The following is a 19,032-nucleotide window of genomic DNA, read 5'->3' as shown; positions in this document are numbered from 1 at the left end:
TTCACATGCGGGTAACCAGCAACTTCTAGCGGCTTAAACTTCACATGAGGGTAACCAGCGACTTCTATAGCATTTTTTTCTAACGAAGCTTCGGTTGTAATAGCTGTAGTAGCCGCAGAGCAAGAAAGGGCGAAAGCGATAGCAGTAACTAGTCCGTTAATCATTGTCTTTATTCTCTCAGAGTTAAGTGATTCTGTTGTGCCAACAAAATGTTGACGTCTGAAAGAAGTAATGCAGGTGTTATGCCAATTGCTTACCTATATTGTAAAATAGTTACCCTTAAGTTGTAGTTAGCGATTTTGTTATTGGACTAAAGGTTAATTTTTTTTTGTTTCTTAACAGAACAAGGAAGGAGCTCTTCTTGTCGCAATAACTCTGTAAAGGCTTGTTCATTGACAGCTTTGCTGTATATAAATCCCTGTATTTCTTCACATTTTAAGGCTTTCAATATGCTGAGCTGTGAAGCGTCTTCAACGCCTTCACCGACCACTGAGAGTCCCATGTTATGAGCGATGGTAATAATAGAGTCGACCATTTTTAAGTCGCGGTCTGATTTATCAATGTCATCGACAAAAGCTTTATCAATTTTTAAAGTATCGATAGGGAAGCGTTTTAGGTATGACAATGACGAGTATCCAGTGCCAAAATCATCTAATGCCAAGCTAACCCCCATCTTAGACAGCTGCATCATCACCTTTATTGCCTTTTCTGGCTGTTTTATGACGGTCCCTTCGGTAATTTCGAGCTCTAAGTTGCCTGGAGGTAGCTGTGTGAGACGTAAAATTGACTCTATTCGCTGTTGAAGGTCGGGGAGAGCGAACTGTTGTGATGATAAATTGACGGCTACACGTCCTTCGAATAATTCTTGACGACGCCATTTTTGTGCCGCGAAACACGCTTTGCGTAAAACTACCTCGCCAATTTCGACGATTAATCCGCTCTCTTCCGCTAGCGGAATGAAGTCTCCCGGGGGAATTAACCCATGCTCTGGATGATTCAGTCTAACTAGCGCTTCCATACCTGCCATCTTGCCTGACTTAAGATCAATTTTTGGCTGATAGTAGACCTCAAATAGATCATCTCTTAAGCCTTCTCGGATTAAGTTCTCGACTTCCAATTGTCTAATTGCGTTTCGATTTAATGACTCTGAGTAGAACTGGTAGCGGTTCCCGCCAGCCGATTTAGCGTGATACATGGCAATATCAGCTTTACGCAGCAGTGCTTGTTCATTTTGATCATCTTCTGGGTACAACACGATGCCGATACTGACACCGACAACAACTCTATCTTTAGTGAGTTCAAACGGGCTACAGAAGGCATCTACTACGTTATTCGCTATTACGGCACTAGAGCCAATGTCAGGGTTATTGTCGACGAGTATGGCAAATTCATCACCACCGAGTCGATAGATACTGGTGTGGTAGGGAACGGTTGACTCTATTCGACGTGCTACCTTTATGAGTAGCTCGTCACCGACCTGATGTCCTAATGAATCATTAATTTTTTTGAAATTATCTAGATCTAATACCATCAAGGTATGGTGAGTGTCTTTTTTCACTAAGTTACCTAAGGTCACCATTAGGCTTGAACGGTTCGGTAGGTTAGTTAACAGGTCATTGTTAGTGAGTTTTCTTAACTCCTCTTCCTGCTGTTTTCTGCGCGAGATATCAGAGAATACGCCAACATAGTGAGACAACGTGCCTTGCTCATCGTATATAGCATCGACAGTGAGTTCCATCAGGAAGCTAGTACCATCGCCTTTAGCTGATTCGACTTCATTACTCCAACTGCCTTGTTGCTGCAGAATATTACGAATCTGTTGTGAGTAGCTTTCAGGATAAAGATCAAAATTGAATAACTGACCTATGAAATCGTTGCGGCCTTTTTCACATAGATCGCAGCAGGCTTCGTTCACCTCAACAAAGTTAAACTGATTGTCTAGGATAAACATCCCTTCTGAAATATTTTCAATAGCACGTTCGAACAGTCTTAGTTGCTCTTCTGCTTGCTTAAAGTTGCTGATGTTCTTAATGGTACCAGTCATACGCAGCGCTTTATCATCTTCATCGCGCTCAACAATCTTTGCTCTATCTAAAATCCACACCCATTGATCGTCTTTACCTTTAACACGATAGGCTGCTTCGAAGTGATCGGTCTCACCGTAAAAATGTTTGTTAAGTGCGTTGGTGACTCGCTCTTGATCCAATGGGTGGATGTTGCTCTCTTCACCATGTTCCCCTGAGCGTTGGCCATCACGGGGAAATTCGAGAGAGCCCCAAATGTTAGAACGATATATCTGTCCGGTTTCGATATCCCAGTCCCACATCTCATCGCCGCTACCCCACAGCGACAACTTTAAACGTTCTTCAGACTTGGCGATTTGTCGTTGGACCTCTCTGCGGCGAAGAATTGCTTTAGTGATGACAGCAAAGATCATTAAAGAGATGATGCAGTAAACAATTTTTGCATTGGTTGATAACCACCATGGAGGGGTTATTTCTATGGAAAGACTTTTTGTCATGCCTGGCTCCATGGTTAATGGATCGATAGCATAAACATTGAAACTATATTCTCCAGGAGACAAGTTTGTATAAGTTGCCGAATTGATACCTTGGGAGTCTAACCAGCTGTTTGACAAACCTTCCATTTGATATGAGTATTGTAAATTAGGGTTTAAAACGCCTGGAGAGCTAAACTTGAATGTAAAAGGATAGTCAGAGTATTTTAATGAAATACTATTTGTAGATTCCAGCTGATTAACTAAAACTCCATTGCCTGGCTTTTGAGGTATATTGAATATAAGTAGAGAGTCAAGGGTTACATTAGGTGGCTCTCTATTTTCTAGGTGTGATTTTAGAGCTCTTAATGATATTTTACTTATGCCATTTATCCCACCTAAATAAATAGTTTCATTAAATCTAGATATTGATTGAGAATTATATTCTCCTTGGCTGCCGTAAGTCTGCGATAGTGAAAAGCTTTTGTTATCTTTAGTTGTTATTGTTATTTCAGCATTTGACGATGATATGATTGTGTCTTCATATTTTTCTATTGCATATATTGGTTTGTTGGTTTTCAATATTTTAGTTATGTTTTTGCTAATGGAATTAATCTTTGATAAAGAAGTTCTAGTTCCAAAATATATTTCATCATCATTAATGAAAATGCTACTGACTAGGTCTTCATTTACAACTTTGTCGACAGTTTTATTCTTTAATAAAAATAATCCACTCTGGGTTGCTATCCATACACTGTCCATGTCCTTTTTTATATCAAATACAGGGTTACCATGATCAATTTCAATTTTTTCAATTTTATTAGTTACTGTATTGAAAAAAACTAGCTCACCATTAAAAGTACCTGCCAATATCTTTTCAGACTCATGATCGTCTGTTACGATAAAAAACTTGTCTTTACTCAACAAGATTTTTTCTTCTGTATTTATGTCTATTGAGTAGAGGCCTTCTGGAGTTCCAATGTATATGTGATGACCTTTTACAATTGCGGATTTTGGCCCTGGGATATTCGAATTATACCTTTTTATTAAATTTAGGTTTTGATCGTAAAATTCCACATACGTTGAGTCTGAAGTAATAACTAATGTATCATTTGTTACTTTGTTTATTGACCAGACATTTTTATTTGTTAAATAGTTTTTAACCAGATTTTTATCATGTCTAATAATCGAAAGACCTTCGTTCTGGATTGCTAGATAAATCGAGTTTTTACCTGAGTAAATATCTGGAGTTGATGATGACTCTCCTGTCTTTCTTATTTTACCAAGAATTTTTGTAGTCTTTTCACTTTCGACTGTTGAAATTATATCTTTATTTAATATAATTGTTTTTTTATTTCCTTCTGACAATCCTGTTGCCGAAAGGTTATTTAAGCGGTTTTCTTCTCCAGTTAAATTGGTGACCTTGTTGTTTATTAATGATATTACTTGCCCTTCATGGAGCGAAATTTCTTGAGTTTCTGTCTGTACTTTTAAAATGTTACTGTTATTTATCTTGTATACGTCACCATTGTAAGTTCGTATGAAAATATCTGTTTTAATTGGGATTATTTTTTTATGCCACCAAAATTTAGTTCGAATTTATTTGTTATTTTTAAAAGGTCGCTAGAAACCAAGTAAATATTGTTCTCAGTCCCTAAAATTATCGTTCCGTTATACTCTGAAATTGACCAAATTGCTTGGTTACTAATTTGCTGTAATTCAGAACTAGGTAAGAATTGATCAAGTTCTTGATTGTATACTGTTAAGCCTTTGTCTGTGCCTACGAGAAGCCTACCGTTTTGATCGATATATAGGCTACGTATAAATGAACTCGGGAGAGAGGTATTGTTGTTCTCTGAAAAGTAATGCTTAAACGTTTTGCCATCAAATCGGTTAAGGCCATTTAGAGTACCTATCCAAACGTAACCATACTGATCTTCGACTAAAGAAGTGACGGTACTTTGAGATAGACCTTCAGAAACATTGTAATGATCTACATTGAGTTGCGGTCCATTTGGGCTAGCATTTTCGTCGGCGGAAGAGTGACCAGGAAACATGATGGCCATGAGGGAAATCAGTAAAATTTTTAGCAAAGAGTTAGGCATAATTATTAGTTTGATTATTAGCCAATAGCGCTTAGGCAACAGGTATTTAACCTACTTTTTCAGAAAGTGAAGGATTTGTCAAAAGAACAGTAGTTTTTGTTGGTTGCTAATTGTTCTTATTTTTATTTTGTTTTAGCTTAATTGTTGTCTTAAGCTGAGTTAGAGCTGTTAAAAAACTGCTGTTGGTGGAGATGCTAGTGTTTTCCGCTGTTATGCGAACCCATTATTTTTATTAACAAAATGTTTTTCTCAACATCTTCTCTCCCACTTAAAAGGGACTGGCTTAGACGAGAGTGAATTGCAGCAGTTTGTGTCGTGCTGTATCAATAATCGAAATTTGCAGCATGCTGCTTAAATGAGCGTAGGTCGGTGATCATATTGTCTGATGTCAGTGGCTCAAAGGCCGTGTGTTGTTCACCAGTGGTGAATAATACCAATCTGTCGCTGTGCTTGGTGCGCATTTTTTGCATCATAAACTTAATTAAGTCAGAGCGAGTCAACTTACTAATCTCCTCAACCACCAACTCTCGCTGATTAAATTCATAATCCTTATTACCTATGCTGGACCAATACCGCTGACCACGGGTTTTTAGATTCGGGTCATGTTCCATGATCTGGTTGATTAGGCCCTGTTTAGTTTGTTCCCACTGTTGATTGGTGATTTGCATGACGGCGTAGTTAAAGTCAGCGATGAACTCATCAATAGCTTGTAGCAGTTGCAGTGGACCAACTGAGGGGGATTGAATGTAGAAGATCATACCAGGGTAGCGGTTAAGTGGCAGATAACCTGTACCGACCATATAGCCCAACTGGCGTTTGGTGCGTAATTCATGAAAGAAAGTCGATGACATGGTGTGGTTTAAAAGGCTAAATAGCGCCATGTTTGTCGGTGTTGCGTCGGTTGACTGATAATAGACAATAATACTGCTATCTTGATGAGCAACGGCAAGCTCTCTCATGAGTGTACCGACGTTGTCCAGTTTAACCAATTCACGTTCAGATTCGCCGCTGGGTGTGGATACTAGCGACAAAATGTGATCAAGTCTTCGGCCTAACGCTTGTGCTTCGCTGGTAAGCCAATCACCGTAAACTAAGCCTTCAAGGTGAATTTTTTCATAAAAATCGCGCACATGTTCATGGAGATCATCTAAGGTCAACTCTTCTAGCTCTTCGGCCATGCGTTGTGGTTCATAGCTGCGCTTCTGTAAAGTAACGGTTAGGCTAGTAAAAAGCTGAGAGATAGGTTTGGCCCGTGTTTGATTGTACCAGTTGCGTAAAATTTGCTTCTTAATTTGCTTAAATCTAGCTTGGGTAAAATTACGTTCTCTTGCTTTACTAATTAATAGCGATAGCAAGGCTTCTTGTTTGCCAGTAAAGCCGGTTAAATGCAAGGTTATGCCACCTTGATGGGGATAGATGTTGTAACTTAATCCCGCAACCTCTGCAGGATAGGTATGCTCGGTAAGGTAATCGAGCAACATTTCAACATAAAGGCGCGTGAGCGCAGCATGTTTAGGTGTTCGTGCGGCAAACTGAGAGTCTAAAGAGAGATACATATGTCCCTTGGGAACATTGAATTCATCATCTTTTTTATGCCAGATACGGTAGCCTTCTTCCTGGCAAACGACAGTGGGTACGGGGTGATGGCTCTTGTCGTTTCTTGGCACTGAATCAGCAATGATAAAAGGGTTGGCTTCTGGCAGCGAGAGGGCTTCACGCACCTGTGGGCTATACCACTGCTGTAGCCTAGATGCTGCAATCGGTTTGACCTGGTAAGGAGAGTGATACCAAGCTGCCTGTTTTTCTGTATCGAGTTCAGGTGAGATGAGCTGAATGCGCATATTGTCAGGTGTCATCAATGCCAATAAGCTTGATGTTTGCGTAATATCTAAGCCATCCATACGATAATCACCATAAACAAGATCGCAGGTTTCATAATGGTGCATGTTAATACTAAGGTGACTGGCTAAATCTAGCGGTTTTATCTGCTCTTGATATTTAAAAGCCAGTTTCAGCAAGTTAGCACGCTCTTGATAGCGCCACTGCTGTAGTCCATCCGTTTTGATTAGTTCGATATATTCAAAAGCAGCTTGAATTACTTCATCTAATTGAGTTAACCCTTTTTCGGTAAGCTGAATACTAATGTTGTAATCTTTAAAGTTATAGCCATTCACGCCACCGCCAGCAGATAAGTTACTGGCCCAGCCTTGTTCTTTAAGGTAGCTCAACAGGCTGCCTTTACCTTCATAACCGAGAAGGTGACTAATAAATGTCAGCGGTTTACGTTTGTAAAAGCTATCGATCGCGGGGAGGGCAAACGTTATCGCCACTCGGCGCTGCTCCTTAAGGGGCACAATATTGATCTGTTGTTTTAATTGTTGTGGCTCATAGATAGCGATATCGGGATATTGTTTAAATAAGTTACCGTTGGCTATGGAGGTAAAGTAGCGTTCCGCTAATGCCTTTAACTTAGCTAACGGCAACGGAGCCACCATGCATAACGTCATTAAATTTGCGCTATAGTGCTGCTGATAAAAAGCGAGTAGTTCATCCCTTAACTGGGACTCTTCTCCTGAGAGCGTTGCAAGATTACCCACGGAAAATTTTGAGAAAGGGTGCGCAGGATTGACTGTCTCTTTCTGAACTTGGTAGGTTCGACGTACATCGTCTTTAAGCTTTAAGCTAAATTCCGACTCAATGGCATGCCGTTCTCTATCGACTAATTCCAAATCAAAACAGGGCGCGATAAAAAATTGGCTAAAGCGGTCTAATGACTCCTCAAATACCTCATTATCAATAGAAAAGAAGAAGTTTGTCTGCTCGGTTCCTGTCCACGCATTATTACTGCCACCATGTTGATTGACAAATTGATGGTACTCTCCCGATTGAGGGTACTTTTCTGTGCCTAAAAAGAGCATGTGTTCGAGGAAATGGGCCATGCCTGGGCGAGCAACAGGGTCGTCAAAGTGACCGACATTAACAGCCATGGATGCCGCCGCCTGATTCGCCTGTTGATCTTCAACCAGTAGCACTCGCAGACCATTCGCCAGTTGGATGTATTGATACTGGCGGTGATCATTTGGACTCTTAGTGATTCGCGTCGTCATTGGCAATTGGTCGCTCCATTGGGTAGGGGGCAGTGATAGCGTTGAAAAGTGAAGTATCTGTTTGTCGAAGCGACAAGAGTACATATTGGGCTGCAAAATCAACTTTGGCAAATATCTTATGATCTATTCGACTAATTATTAACTGACTTTTGGTTTGTTGCGACGTACTTTAACGCTACAATTGCAAAGAAGAACAAAAATAATCATAGCGAGAGTAGTATGCAGCTATATTTGATGCGACATGGTGAGGCGGGTTATAACGCTCATTCAGACAGAGAGCGAGTGTTGACTGAGGTTGGCCGTTATCAAACTGAACTGATGAGCAATTGGCTTGCGCGGTCAGTTACTGAGTTTGATTTGGTGCTAGTGAGCCCGTATCTACGAGCGCAACAAACTTGGCAAGAAGTAAGTAAACACTTTCCTGAGCCCAGAAAGTGGCTAGTGATGGATGATTTAATCCCCTCGGGAGAACCAAGCGTCGCAGTTGATACATTGCTAGCTTATGCAGACCATTTTAAGGCAGATAAAGTGCTAGTGATTGCTCACATGCCGCTACTTGGTTATATGGTGAGTGAATTAGTGGCGGGTGTTGAACCGCCACTGTTTGCAACATCGGGATTGACCTTAATCGATAAACATGGCGAGAGCGCCTCGCTTACTTGGCAGCAAACACCCCACACAGTGAGTTAGTGAACACAAAAAAGGACGCCTCGGCGTCCTTTTTACATTCAGGTCAATTATTACCTTGTCTGAGGCTGTTAGTCATCCCACTGTGGATGTTCACCGACATCGACCAATACCAATAGCGCAGCATCACCACCCCATTCTTTAGGGGCTTTATGAAATGCTTTCACATGGGGGTGCTGGGCCAGCCACATGGGAATGTTTTGTTTCAACACGCCGCTCCCATGGCCATGCATGACGCAGCAGCAGTGGCTGTGTTGCTTAATGCAGGCTTGGATCAGTGCCGCGATTTCCAGTTTGGCTTCAGTTTGGCGCATACCGTGTAAGTCTAAGAGCAAGTCAGGCTGGTAATCGCCGCGACGTAATCGCTTGACCTCATAACTGTCCACATCCTCTCGTGCCCAGCGCATCGCCCCTTCTAGTGGTAACAATGGTTGATAGGTATCTGAAAAGTAACTGTCTGCGTGCAGTTGAGTTGTTTTTTCCTCAAGCTGCTTCTTCGGGCTTTGCGGCGCGGCGAAGTGACGTTTATTCTGTTTTAATGGCTTTATGCCTTGGGTTAACGCTGAAAAAAGCGCCATACCCTCATCTTTTTCTTTATTCATGGGGCTATTTTATTGAATCCGATGCCATATGAATAGAGTTCAGTTACAATGATTCAGAACTATCTAGCTGGAGCAAGTTTTGGATAAGATTTTTGTAGATGAAGCCGTGACAGAATTACGGACAATTGGTGATATGTTGCGCTGGGCGGTGAGCCGCTTCAATGACGCGAATATCTATTACGGTCATGGTACTGATAACGCGTGGGATGAAGCGATTGCATTGGTATTTCATGCTTTACACCTCCCTGAAGAGATTGGCCAGCAGGTGATCCACACTAATTTGACCAGCAGTGAAAAACACAAAATTGTTGAGTTGATTATTCGTCGTGTACGTGAGCGCTTACCCGTGCCTTATCTAACTAATAAAGCCTATTTTGCGGGGCTTGAGTTTTATGTGGATGAGCGTGTCCTTGTACCTCGTTCGCCCATTGCGGAGATGATTGCCGACCGTTTTAGCCCATGGCTATACAACAAGCCTGTGAACCGGGTATTAGACTTATGTACTGGTAGTGCATGTATTGCCATTGCCTGCGCTTATGAGTTTGATACTGCAGAAGTCGATGCCTTAGACATTAGTGCTGATGCGCTAGAAGTAGCGCAAATTAATATTGAAACCTTGGGCGTGATGGACCGAGTTTTCCCTATTGAATCAGACCTATTTAGTGCAATACCTAAAGGCCCACAATACGACTTGATTGTTTCCAACCCACCTTATGTTGATGCTGAAGACATTGGTGATATGCCTGAAGAGTACCATCACGAGCCTGAACTTGGCTTAGCATCGGGACGCGATGGCCTAGATTTAACCAAGCGAATTTTAGCGAATGCAACGGATTACCTCACTGAAGATGGCCTACTGGTCGTTGAAGTGGGTAACTCTATGGTGCATTTGATTGAGCAATTCCCTGATGTACCTTTTACTTGGGTAAGTTTCGAGAATGGCGGTGACGGTGTGTTTGTGATTAGCCGTGATCAGCTACTTGAAAATGAATCACTATTCGCCATCTACAAAGATAGTGAATAATAGCGGCTATTGCTAAGGCTTATGAATGAGTAAGTTGATTTAGGAATATGGCGCAGGTTTAAACTGGGTTATGCTGAAAAGTGACTATATAACAAAGAGGTGAAGGAAGCGGATGTCGGGAAATAGTATAGGTCAAAATTTTGTGGTGACAACTTTTGGCGAAAGCCATGGTAAAGCACTGGGTTGTATTATCGACGGATGCCCTCCGGGACTTGAGCTGAGTGAAGCTGATATGCAACACGACCTTGACCGTCGTCGACCTGGCACCTCTCGTTATACCACTGCAAGACGTGAAGCTGATGAAGTACAGATCTTATCTGGTGTGTTTGAAGGCAAAACTACAGGGACATCGATTGGTTTAGTGATTCAAAATACCGATCAACGTAGCCAAGATTATTCCAATATCAAAGATCAGTTCCGTCCAGGTCATGCCGACTATACGTATCAGCAGAAGTATGGTTTACGTGATTACCGTGGCGGCGGTCGCTCTTCTGCTCGCGAGACGGCAATGCGTGTTGCTGCCGGCGCGGTTGCAAAAAAGTATTTAAAGCAAGTGCACGGCATCGAGGTGAATGCTTACCTGTCGCAGCTTGGGCCGATCACCGCTCAGAATGTTGATTTAGCTCAGGTAGAACAAAATGCATTTTTCTTTCCTGATGTGAGTCAATTGGAAGCGCTTGATGAATATATGCGCGATTTGAGAAAGAGTGGTGATTCGATTGGTGCTAAAGTCTCAGTGGTTGCGACCAATGTGCCTGTCGGACTCGGCGAACCCGTATTTGACCGACTCGATGCCGATATCGCCCATGCCTTAATGGGCATCAATGCTGTAAAAGGTGTTGAGATAGGCGATGGCTTTGAGGTGGTTAATCAAAAAGGTTCAGAACATCGCGACTTGATGTCACCAGAGGGTTTTGCATCAAATCATGCTGGTGGTATCTTAGGTGGGATCTCCTCCGGTCAACCTATTGTCGCGCACATCGCCATGAAGCCGACTTCAAGTATCAGCGTTCCTGGTGAAAGCATGACAGTTCAAGGCGAGCGTTCTGAGGTGGTGACTAAAGGTCGTCACGATCCTTGTGTGGGCATTCGCGCAGTGCCTATTGCCGAAGCGATGTTAGCCATTGTATTGATGGATCACATGTTGAGACATCGCGCTCAAAATAGTGATGTTCATAGTCAGACCCCAATATTAGGCATGCGTTAAGCGAAACGTTAAACAAAAGAGGGCACATTTATGTGCCTTCTTGCGTTAATGCATGTGAGCGTTTTTCGTCTACCTAATAGACGTTTTGGCATTGAGCATCAGTGCGTTGCTTGATAACAGCGGTAGCGCTTGTTGCTGCGATTTATGGTTAGCGTATGCTCTTAAATCATATAAACAGTTGTGGGGCTTACGCCTTGTGTAAACCCATTGCAATCATCAACAAACAATCACTAACTCAATGTAATTGTGATTAAAGACAGTCAACTATGAATCAAGCAGGACAACCAAGTCGCCAGTTGGTTTGGATAAGCAGCTGTTATTTCTTTTTCTTCGCCATACTCGGTGTGATGGTGCCTTATCTTGGGGTGTTCTTCGAGCACCGGGGTTTTAATCCACAAGAGATTGGTTTCTTACTCGCTATTTTGATGGCAACGCGGATTATTGCGCCAAATATTTGGGCGATGGTTGCCGACAAAACCGGTATGCGTTCGCAATTGGTTAAGTGGGGCGCTGCCGCTGCGTCTGTGACCTATTTGAGCTTTTTCTACAATGGCAGCTTTACCTACCTCGCCGTTAGTCTAACCATTTATACTTTCTTCTGGAATGCCATATTGGCGCAGCTTGAGGTGATTACTTTAGAGACTCTCGGTGAGAATACCGCACGTTATGGTGCTATTCGTAGCTTCGGTAGTTTGGGGTACCTGATCTTTGTTGTAGGAATGGGATTTGCCATTAATATTTGGGGGACCGAAGTACTGCCCTATGTTGGCATGCTGCTATTTATTGGGCTACTCCTCAGTGCTATGCCGTTACCTAGCGATAGAGTGGTCGTCAGTAAGAAGATTGGCGATGGCAAGCTTAATATAGATAAAGGCATTTTCTGGTTTCTAGTTTCTGCAATGCTATTGCAGATGAGTGCTGGACCATTTTACGGTTTCTTTGTGCTTTATCTTAAGCAATCTGGTTACAGCGAAGCGATTGCTGGTGTATACGTGGCGGCAGGGGTGTTGGCTGAAATTCTAATGTTTATGATTGCACCTAAATTGCTGGGGCGATTTGGTGTGCGGCCACTGTTGCTGGTTAGCCTCACGATGACAGCGTTGCGTTGGTTGATCATGGGGTTATGGGTGGATAATCCTTTTGCGTTAGGCATTAGCCAATTATTACATGCATTTACGTTCGGCTTAGTACATGCCGCATCTATTCAGTTTGTACATCAACGCTTTGATATTCGTCATCGCAGCAAAGGACAGGCTTTGTATGCCAGTTTAAGTTTTGGGGTTGGTGGGGCATTAGGTACTTGGCTATGCGGTGTGATTTGGGGTGATGGCTCAACCGCATGGTTAGCATGGATTGGGGCGGCGTGTTGTGCCTTGCTATCCATGCTCGCAATACTGTTGATCCCTAAGGTCGATAATCGCGATAATAGCGCTCATACAAACGCCACTGCATGATTACCGTAAACAATTTCGGAGAGATTAAGTAAGTTATGTCTAGGATTTTTCGTCTTGGTTTGATCATTAACCCCTTGGCAGGTTTAGGCGGCAGCGTCGCCCTTAAAGGCAGTGATGGTGTGGTAAAAGAAGCCCTTGCCCGTGGCGCGGAGCCCAAGGCGCAGTTAAGGATGGCTCAAGCGCTTGAGGTGATTTTAGCCTATCGCGATCGCATTGAAATTATCACCGCCTCAGGAGAGATGGGGGAGTTACTTGCTAAGGAGATGGACTTTAAGGTGACAGTGGCTTATCAGGCGAATAAACAGACTGAGGCGGGCGATACCCAAGCGGCAGCGACTGCGCTGCAGGCTTACGGATTAGATCTGTTGTTATTTGCTGGGGGTGACGGTACGGCTCGCGATCTCTTTTCGGTTGTTGATGAAGCGTTACCAGTGCTAGGGGTGCCTGCTGGAGTCAAAATTCATTCGGGTGTCTACGGTATCACCCCTCATGCATCAGGCATGGTGGTGAAAATGCTACTCGATGGTGAATTAGTGAGCCTGATGGCAGCCGATGTGATGGATATCGATGAAGTGGCTTTTCGTTCTGGCACTGTCAAAGCGCGCCGATTTGGTGAGATGCAGGTACCCGCAGAACCGCGCTATATTCAAGCGGTGAAAATGGGCGGTAAGGAAGTTGATGAGTTAGTGCTACATGATATGGCGGCAGAAGTCATTGAGCAGATGGACGATGAGCTTTTTATCATGGGCTCTGGCAGTACAGTGGCTGCAGTGATGGCTGAGTTAGGGTTAGACAACACCCTTTTAGGGGTTGATCTGGTTCAGCATCAGCAACTTGTCGCAAGCGATTTGAGTGCTCAAGCCCTATTGGCACAAACTCAGGCTAATCCTTGTAAATTGGTGATCACCTTAATTGGTGGTCAAGGACACATTCTCGGGCGAGGTAATCAACAGTTATCACCGACACTCATTCGCCGTGTCGGTCGAGACAATATTATTATCTTGGCAACAAAAACTAAGTTAAAAGCACTTGAAGGACGGCCACTAATTGTGGATAGTGGCGACCCGGAATTAGACAAAGCGTTGTGTGGCTATTTCAAAGTGATCACTGGCTATCATGATTATGTCATGTATCAGGTTGCTAACCCTGATTTGGTAGCATAGCCTGAACCACTGCATTGTTGTTAAAGTATTTACCCATAAAATAGGATTAGACAGATCATGTTAGAGCAGTACGAACAGGCATTAGAAGAGTGGATTGGTGCAATTGTTGAGCAAGGTGATGACGACCAACTGTTTGCCAGTGGCTATCTTCAAGGCCATTTTGCTGTGGTGTTATCACAATTAGAGGTTGAAACCGAGCAAGGCCAACAAGCACTAGAATCGAAAATGGCAGCCTGTTTAGATACCGCTAAAACTGAGCTTGAACCTGCTGATTTTCAATTGGTCTTGGCGGCTTGGCATGAACTTAGTGGAAAAATCTCTGCTAGCGTTGCAGCGTGATCAACATGAGCGCAACCTTGGTTAAGATTGGTCTCGTCAATCCCAAAAGCCCGACAAATGTCGGGGGAGTAATGCGAGCGGCAGGCTGTTATCAGGCTAGCGAAGTGCGTTATACGGGTAAGCGTTATGCATTGGCAGCTAAAAATCGCGGCGAGCAATACAACACAGATACCAAACGCGCGAGCGAGAATATTCCTCTAATTGCCGTAGACAACATATTAGAGGGGCTCGATAGTGACACCAAAGTGGTGTGTGTCGATCTGGTTGAAGGCGCGGTAGCACTACCAGAGTTTCAGCATCCAGCTAAAGCGATCTACGTGTTCGGTCCTGAAGATGGCACCATAGATCAGGGGTTAATTGATAGCGCTGATGCGGTTGTTTATGTGCCGACGGTTGGTTGTATGAATCTTGCCTCTTCGGTCAATGTATTGCTTTACGATAGGCTTGCTAAAGGCGCGCCTACGGGAAGTGATGCTCTGATAAGGCAAAGCCGTGATACCAATAATCGGGTTAAAGTAAAACGTTAACTTGATTCGAGGTAAAAATGCCACCTAAATGGGTGGCATTTTTATGGCTGTTTTAATTTGGTGCAATGTTTGCTGTAGTCTCGAGCGATTTCAGTATGCTGAGCAAGTCCTTGTTAGTCTAAATCAGTGCTTTGCCTTTCAACAGCTTACGCAGCCACATTCGGTTGGGGTTTAATAGTGTCAATATATCTGTAGTGGTGGGTAATAACTCACCACACATTTGCGCGGCAAGTATTTCTGCCGCCAGCGGACCCGAAGTCAATCCTCTTGAGCCTAGCCCACCGAGAATGAATAGTCCTTGATGAGTGGGGGCAGGGGTTTTAACCCAATAATCAATACTCTCTTTAGTGTGTTGATGGGTTTGGTACGCAGCCATGATGGCGTCATAATTTGGTGCACAGCCAACCATAGGCGCATGATCGCGAGTTACCATTCGTACGCCGACTCTGGCGCTGTGACCTGTAATGTCGACCTCTTTGGTCCAGTCGCCTTGATAGCTTTGGCGTATTTTATCCAGATTTTCAAACTGCTCGGTGTGACTATAGTCATTATTTGGGGCATCTTTGACGTAACTTGCGCCAGTGCAATGTAAGCCTTGATGGTTGGGGGTTAAGTAGCCGTGAGAGCAAAGCACTGTATTTAACTGGCTTAATGCTCCTCTGGATGGAATGTGGCTAACTTGACCACGAAAGCCACTGATAGGCAGTTCACGGGTTTGGGGGAAATCGGTTAAGTGGCGGCCATTGGCGAGTACTACGTTATCGAAGGGGCCAAATCGTGTCGTGTTACCGTTCGCTACAGCAGTTAAAAACCACTTATCATTGAGTTGTTCAATAGCGGTAACTTGAGTATTAAAGTACAACTTGTTGTCTGTGATGCTGCTAGCGTTATCTAAAGCGGCTTGAGTCAATTGATGGGGACAGACCCAGCCACCCAAAGGATAATAGATACCAGCTTCATCGATGCTGATCCCCGCCATCGCATCTGCTTGCTCTGTTGTTACAGCTTGAGCAATGTTCATCGCCCAAGGTTGGCCTGCAATAATTTTCTGTAAACGTGCGCGACTACGTGCGTCATGACCGGTATGCAATACGCCGCAAAAGTCATGGTCAATGGGGGAGCCTTGGCTGACCAATGAATGAATACGGTGACGACTAAACAGGTATCCCTGTAAAAAGAAGTGGCTCAGTGTGCCATGCTCGGGTGTTAACAAGGGATAGATGGCGCCTTGTTTATTTCCTGATGCCTGCTGGCCCGGAGCACCATCCATACAGAATAGCGAAATAGACTTGCCACGCTCAGCTAATGACAGCGCCAAACAAGCACTGGCGACACCGCCGCCAATAACTGCAATTGAACCACTACTTGCCGGTGTTAAGGGATTAAAGTTTAGACTTTCTTGTTGTTGCCGCAGTAAGGCGCAGCGTTCTTTAAGTGCGAGCTCTCGATTAAGCGTTTGGGTTGCGTTAGTTTTCGCTAGCTCTTTGTCGGTTTCAACCTTCCCCCCCGTGAGTGCGATGAACTCAAATCCACATAAGTCACACATTGAGGCGAGGTACGTATGCTGTGGAATATCTAGAGGTGTAACTTGCACGATAGATGCTGATACGTGGCTGAGTTTTGCCATCTGCCACAGATCCGTTTGGGTTAAGTGTTCAGTCACTGTTGGCGTAGTGATTAACCAGCTCTTAAATTTTATATCCGTTTGGCTAACTATTTCTCGCAATTGTTGAGCCGTGTCTCCTATATGGAGATCTAGGCTGAGTGTGCCGTCGAATAAGGAGATACGGTGACAGCCATTAATCTTTGCGTCTCGGATATCCTGCAGATGAGTAGCAATATCCGTGAGCTGGCTGATTGCGTCGCATAGACCTGTGATTTCATCGACATGTTTGATGAAAAACTTCAGTTGCCAACGGCTCTGATTGGTCGAAGAGCCGTGATAAACTAACCATTGTTTAAGTATCGTCGCATGATCTTTGCCAATAACGCCTACAATTATGGGGGCGCCAAACGGAGTATTTGTCGTTAAATGACTAAATAATGAGTCGATTTCACTTATGTTTACACTTATTTGTGTTTTATCTTCACGTTCTGTGGTCAATGAATTTACTCTCACAATGATATTAGGCATTATTTTACCCGCCTTTATGGAAAGCTGACCACTTAAATGCGACAAAAGCGCTACTATTGGCCCAGCAAAATTGGTACTACACGTACGGAATGGATAGTAAATAATGAAAAGAGTCGTGATCACCGGACTTGGCATCGTTTCAAGTATTGGTAATAACAAGCAAGAAGTAACCGAATCACTCAAAGCGGGTCGTAGCGGTATTACCCACTCAGATCAGTTTGAAGAAATGAAGCTTCGTAGCCATGTTTGGGGCGACATTAAGTTAGACCCTAAAGAGCATATTGATCGCAAAGCACTGCGTTTTATGGGCGATGCTGCAGCGTACGCTTATATCGCCATGGAGCAAGCGATTAACGATGCTGGTCTTACTGAAGAGCAATATTCTAATCATCGCGTCGGTATTATAGCCGGTACGGGTGGTGCATCTTCAGCGAACCAAGTTCAAGCTGCAGATACATTGCGCGAGAAAGGTGTCAAACGCGTAGGGCCATATATCGTGCCACGTATTATGTCGAGCACGGCAAGCGCATGTTTGGCAACACCATTTAAGATTAAAGGCATGAACTACTCAATCAGTTCTGCGTGTGCAACCAGTGCTCACTGTATTGGCCATGCTGTTGAACTAATCCAGATGGGCAAACAAGATATGGTGTTTGCTGGTGGTGCAGAAGAAGTCGATTGGACTTTAACCATGGGCTTTGATGCCATGGGCGCGCTATCGACCAAATACAATGACGAGCCAACGAAGGCGTCTCGTACCTATGATGCTGACCGTGATGGTTTCGTTATCTCTGGTGGCGGTGGAATCGTTGTCGTTGAAGAGCTGGAACATGCGTTAGCTCGCGGTGCTAAGATTTACGCTGAGGTGATTGGCTATGGCGCATCGTCAGATGGTTACGACATGGTTGCGCCATCAGGTGAAGGTGCTGTGCGTTGTATGCAGATGGCTCTAGCTGATGTTGACACTCCAATCGATTACATCAACACCCACGGTACATCTACACCAGTAGGTGATATGCGTGAACTTGAAGCATTGGCGGAAACATTTGGTGATAATCTTCCTGCTATCGCCTCGACCAAGTCACTGACAGGCCATGCCCTTGGTGCTGCTGGTGTTCATGAAGCGATTTACAGCTTAATCATGATGGAAAGCAGCTTCATCGCACCAAGCATTAACATCGATAACGTTGATGATAAAGCGATTGGTATGCCGATTGTAACTGAGTACCGCGATGCGGAGCTTAATACTATCATGAGCAACAGCTTCGGTTTTGGTGGCACTAACGCAACATTAGTGATGCGCAAGTACAAATAAGTACTGGCAGCATTAATAAAAAAGGGAAGCATAATAGCTTCCCTTTTTTGTTTGCGTTGAATGTCAGACGCTGGTTGGAATGATAACAATCAGTATCAGAAAGGATTACTGAGCGTTTAGCTGCTGACCGGTAACCGCTTTTGACTCATCACCCATCAGGTACAAGTAGGTAGGCATAATTTCTGCCGGTGTTTTTAGTAACTGTGGGTTTTCAGCCGGATAGGCGTTAGCTCGCATACCAGTACGGGTTGCACCAGGGTTAATACTGTTGACCCTAAGGTTGGTACCTTCATATTCATGGGCAATTGATTGCATCATACCTTCTGTGGCGAATTTGGAGATGGCGTATTCGCCCCAAAATGCACGTCCCTGCCTGCCAACACTACTCGATGTAAACACTAGTGATGCCAAAGGCGATTTCTTCATTACCGGTAAAAGGGCTTTGGTGAGCATGATTTCAGCCACCAGATTAACCTGTAAAACCTCTTTCACTGAATCCATAGAGATATGCTCAAACGGACCTAAAACACCTAGCATACTGGCGTTATGCAATAAGCCATCAAGGTGACCAAACTGCTGCTCAATGGTTTCCGCCATATCAATGTAGTTTTGCTCAGACGCGCCTTTAAGGTCTAGGGGAACAATCGCTGGTGTTGGGCAGCCAGCTTGCTCAATCTCATCATAAACGGCTTCCAATTTCTTTACCGTTTTGCCTAATAGAATTACCGTTGCGCCATGTTCGGCGTATGCCAGTGCAGCGGCGCGTCCAATGCCATCACCTGCACCAGTAACCAGAATAGTTTTATCTTTTAGTAAATCTTTTGCTGCCTGATATTTCAACATGAGTCAAATTTTCCCGTTCGCGGAATTG

Annotated in this window: 14 protein-coding genes; 8 read left to right on the top strand and 6 right to left on the bottom strand. The window is 43.8% G+C overall.

Annotated features, from left to right (window positions below; all coding sequences use genetic code 11):
* Nucleotides 1-310: 310 nt before the first annotated feature.
* From L876_RS22200 to L876_RS0120180, 3 genes are all read right to left on the bottom strand, one after another.
* On the bottom strand, nucleotides 311-3,865 hold the full coding sequence (locus L876_RS22200; protein ID WP_345939986.1) for an EAL domain-containing protein: 3,555 nt from the start codon (nucleotides 3,863-3,865) through the stop codon (nucleotides 311-313).
* Between the two features lie 197 nt (nucleotides 3,866-4,062).
* Nucleotides 4,063-4,563: a ligand-binding sensor domain-containing protein gene (locus L876_RS23265; RefSeq protein ID WP_345939985.1), complete on the bottom strand. Its 501-nt coding sequence runs from the start codon at nucleotides 4,561-4,563 to the stop codon at nucleotides 4,063-4,065.
* Nucleotides 4,564-4,925: 362 nt separating this feature from the next.
* Nucleotides 4,926-7,709, bottom strand: a complete 2,784-nt coding sequence (locus L876_RS0120180) for an insulinase family protein (protein WP_037429429.1) — start codon at nucleotides 7,707-7,709, stop codon at nucleotides 4,926-4,928.
* A 219-nt stretch (nucleotides 7,710-7,928) separates the two neighbouring features.
* Between L876_RS0120180 and sixA the strand changes: the two genes are divergently transcribed.
* Nucleotides 7,929-8,399: a phosphohistidine phosphatase SixA gene (gene sixA / locus L876_RS0120175; protein ID WP_028765455.1), complete on the top strand. Its 471-nt coding sequence runs from the start codon at nucleotides 7,929-7,931 to the stop codon at nucleotides 8,397-8,399.
* A gap of 68 nt (nucleotides 8,400-8,467) precedes the next feature.
* Here the strand turns inward: sixA and smrB are convergent, their stop codons facing one another.
* The gene (smrB, locus tag L876_RS0120170) at nucleotides 8,468-8,998 is read right to left on the bottom strand and encodes an endonuclease SmrB (RefSeq protein ID WP_028765454.1); all 531 of its coding nucleotides are present in this window, start codon (nucleotides 8,996-8,998) and stop codon (nucleotides 8,468-8,470) included.
* Nucleotides 8,999-9,077: 79 nt separating this feature from the next.
* Between smrB and prmB the strand changes: the two genes are divergently transcribed.
* From prmB to L876_RS0120140, 6 genes are all read left to right on the top strand, one after another.
* Nucleotides 9,078-10,022 (top strand): 50S ribosomal protein L3 N(5)-glutamine methyltransferase, encoded by a 945-nt coding sequence (gene prmB, locus L876_RS0120165; protein ID WP_028765453.1) that lies wholly within the window; start codon nucleotides 9,078-9,080, stop codon nucleotides 10,020-10,022.
* A gap of 112 nt (nucleotides 10,023-10,134) precedes the next feature.
* A complete protein-coding gene (gene aroC, locus L876_RS0120160) occupies nucleotides 10,135-11,229 on the top strand; it encodes a chorismate synthase (RefSeq protein ID WP_028765452.1) in 1,095 nt (364 codons plus the stop codon).
* A 266-nt stretch (nucleotides 11,230-11,495) separates the two neighbouring features.
* A complete protein-coding gene (locus tag L876_RS0120155; RefSeq protein ID WP_028765451.1) occupies nucleotides 11,496-12,683 on the top strand; it encodes an MFS transporter in 1,188 nt (395 codons plus the stop codon).
* A 35-nt stretch (nucleotides 12,684-12,718) separates the two neighbouring features.
* Nucleotides 12,719-13,846 carry an ATP-NAD kinase family protein gene (locus L876_RS0120150; RefSeq protein ID WP_028765450.1) on the top strand — a complete coding sequence of 376 codons (1,128 nt, stop codon included), beginning with the start codon at nucleotides 12,719-12,721 and terminating at the stop codon, nucleotides 13,844-13,846.
* A gap of 57 nt (nucleotides 13,847-13,903) precedes the next feature.
* Nucleotides 13,904-14,185: a YfcL family protein gene (locus tag L876_RS0120145; RefSeq protein WP_028765449.1), complete on the top strand. Its 282-nt coding sequence runs from the start codon at nucleotides 13,904-13,906 to the stop codon at nucleotides 14,183-14,185.
* A gap of 5 nt (nucleotides 14,186-14,190) precedes the next feature.
* Nucleotides 14,191-14,712 carry an RNA methyltransferase gene (locus L876_RS0120140; RefSeq protein WP_028765448.1) on the top strand — a complete coding sequence of 174 codons (522 nt, stop codon included), beginning with the start codon at nucleotides 14,191-14,193 and terminating at the stop codon, nucleotides 14,710-14,712.
* A 118-nt stretch (nucleotides 14,713-14,830) separates the two neighbouring features.
* Here L876_RS0120140 and mnmC1 read toward each other — a convergent pair whose 3' ends face one another.
* Nucleotides 14,831-16,846, bottom strand: a complete 2,016-nt coding sequence (gene mnmC1, locus L876_RS0120135; protein ID WP_028765447.1) for an FAD-dependent 5-carboxymethylaminomethyl-2-thiouridine(34) oxidoreductase MnmC1 — start codon at nucleotides 16,844-16,846, stop codon at nucleotides 14,831-14,833.
* A 103-nt stretch (nucleotides 16,847-16,949) separates the two neighbouring features.
* On the opposite strand from mnmC1, the gene fabB reads away from it, so the two are divergent.
* Nucleotides 16,950-18,161, top strand: coding sequence for a beta-ketoacyl-ACP synthase I (fabB, locus tag L876_RS0120130; protein ID WP_028765446.1), 1,212 nt, complete (start codon nucleotides 16,950-16,952; stop codon nucleotides 18,159-18,161).
* A gap of 105 nt (nucleotides 18,162-18,266) precedes the next feature.
* Here the strand turns inward: fabB and L876_RS0120125 are convergent, their stop codons facing one another.
* Nucleotides 18,267-19,004 (bottom strand): YciK family oxidoreductase, encoded by a 738-nt coding sequence (locus tag L876_RS0120125; protein ID WP_028765445.1) that lies wholly within the window; start codon nucleotides 19,002-19,004, stop codon nucleotides 18,267-18,269.
* Between the last annotated feature and the right edge of the window lie 28 nt (nucleotides 19,005-19,032).

Origin of the sequence: Shewanella colwelliana ATCC 39565 (genome assembly GCF_000518705.1) — a bacterium.
Classification (GTDB): domain Bacteria; phylum Pseudomonadota; class Gammaproteobacteria; order Enterobacterales; family Shewanellaceae; genus Shewanella; species Shewanella colwelliana.
The sequence above is the reverse complement of the archived record's forward strand: the minus strand, read 5'-3'. Positions and strand labels throughout refer to the sequence as shown.

Bases quoted from the DNA above. Each gene is read 5' to 3' on its own strand.
- L876_RS0120125 (WP_028765445.1), bottom strand. From the start codon at position 19,004: ATGTTGAAATATCAGGCAGCAAAAGATTTACTAAAAGATAAAACTATT.
- smrB (WP_028765454.1), bottom strand. From the start codon at position 8,998: ATGAATAAAGAAAAAGATGAGGGTATGGCGCTTTTTTCAGCGTTAACC.
- fabB (WP_028765446.1), top strand. From the start codon at position 16,950: ATGAAAAGAGTCGTGATCACCGGACTTGGCATCGTTTCAAGTATTGGT.
- L876_RS0120150 (WP_028765450.1), top strand. From the start codon at position 12,719: ATGTCTAGGATTTTTCGTCTTGGTTTGATCATTAACCCCTTGGCAGGT.
- sixA (WP_028765455.1), top strand. From the start codon at position 7,929: ATGCAGCTATATTTGATGCGACATGGTGAGGCGGGTTATAACGCTCAT.
- L876_RS23265 (WP_345939985.1), bottom strand. From the start codon at position 4,563: ATGGCCATCATGTTTCCTGGTCACTCTTCCGCCGACGAAAATGCTAGC.
- L876_RS0120155 (WP_028765451.1), top strand. From the start codon at position 11,496: ATGAATCAAGCAGGACAACCAAGTCGCCAGTTGGTTTGGATAAGCAGC.
- L876_RS0120145 (WP_028765449.1), top strand. From the start codon at position 13,904: ATGTTAGAGCAGTACGAACAGGCATTAGAAGAGTGGATTGGTGCAATT.
- L876_RS0120180 (WP_037429429.1), bottom strand. From the start codon at position 7,709: ATGACGACGCGAATCACTAAGAGTCCAAATGATCACCGCCAGTATCAA.
- L876_RS0120140 (WP_028765448.1), top strand. From the start codon at position 14,191: ATGAGCGCAACCTTGGTTAAGATTGGTCTCGTCAATCCCAAAAGCCCG.
- aroC (WP_028765452.1), top strand. From the start codon at position 10,135: ATGTCGGGAAATAGTATAGGTCAAAATTTTGTGGTGACAACTTTTGGC.
- mnmC1 (WP_028765447.1), bottom strand. From the start codon at position 16,846: ATGCCTAATATCATTGTGAGAGTAAATTCATTGACCACAGAACGTGAA.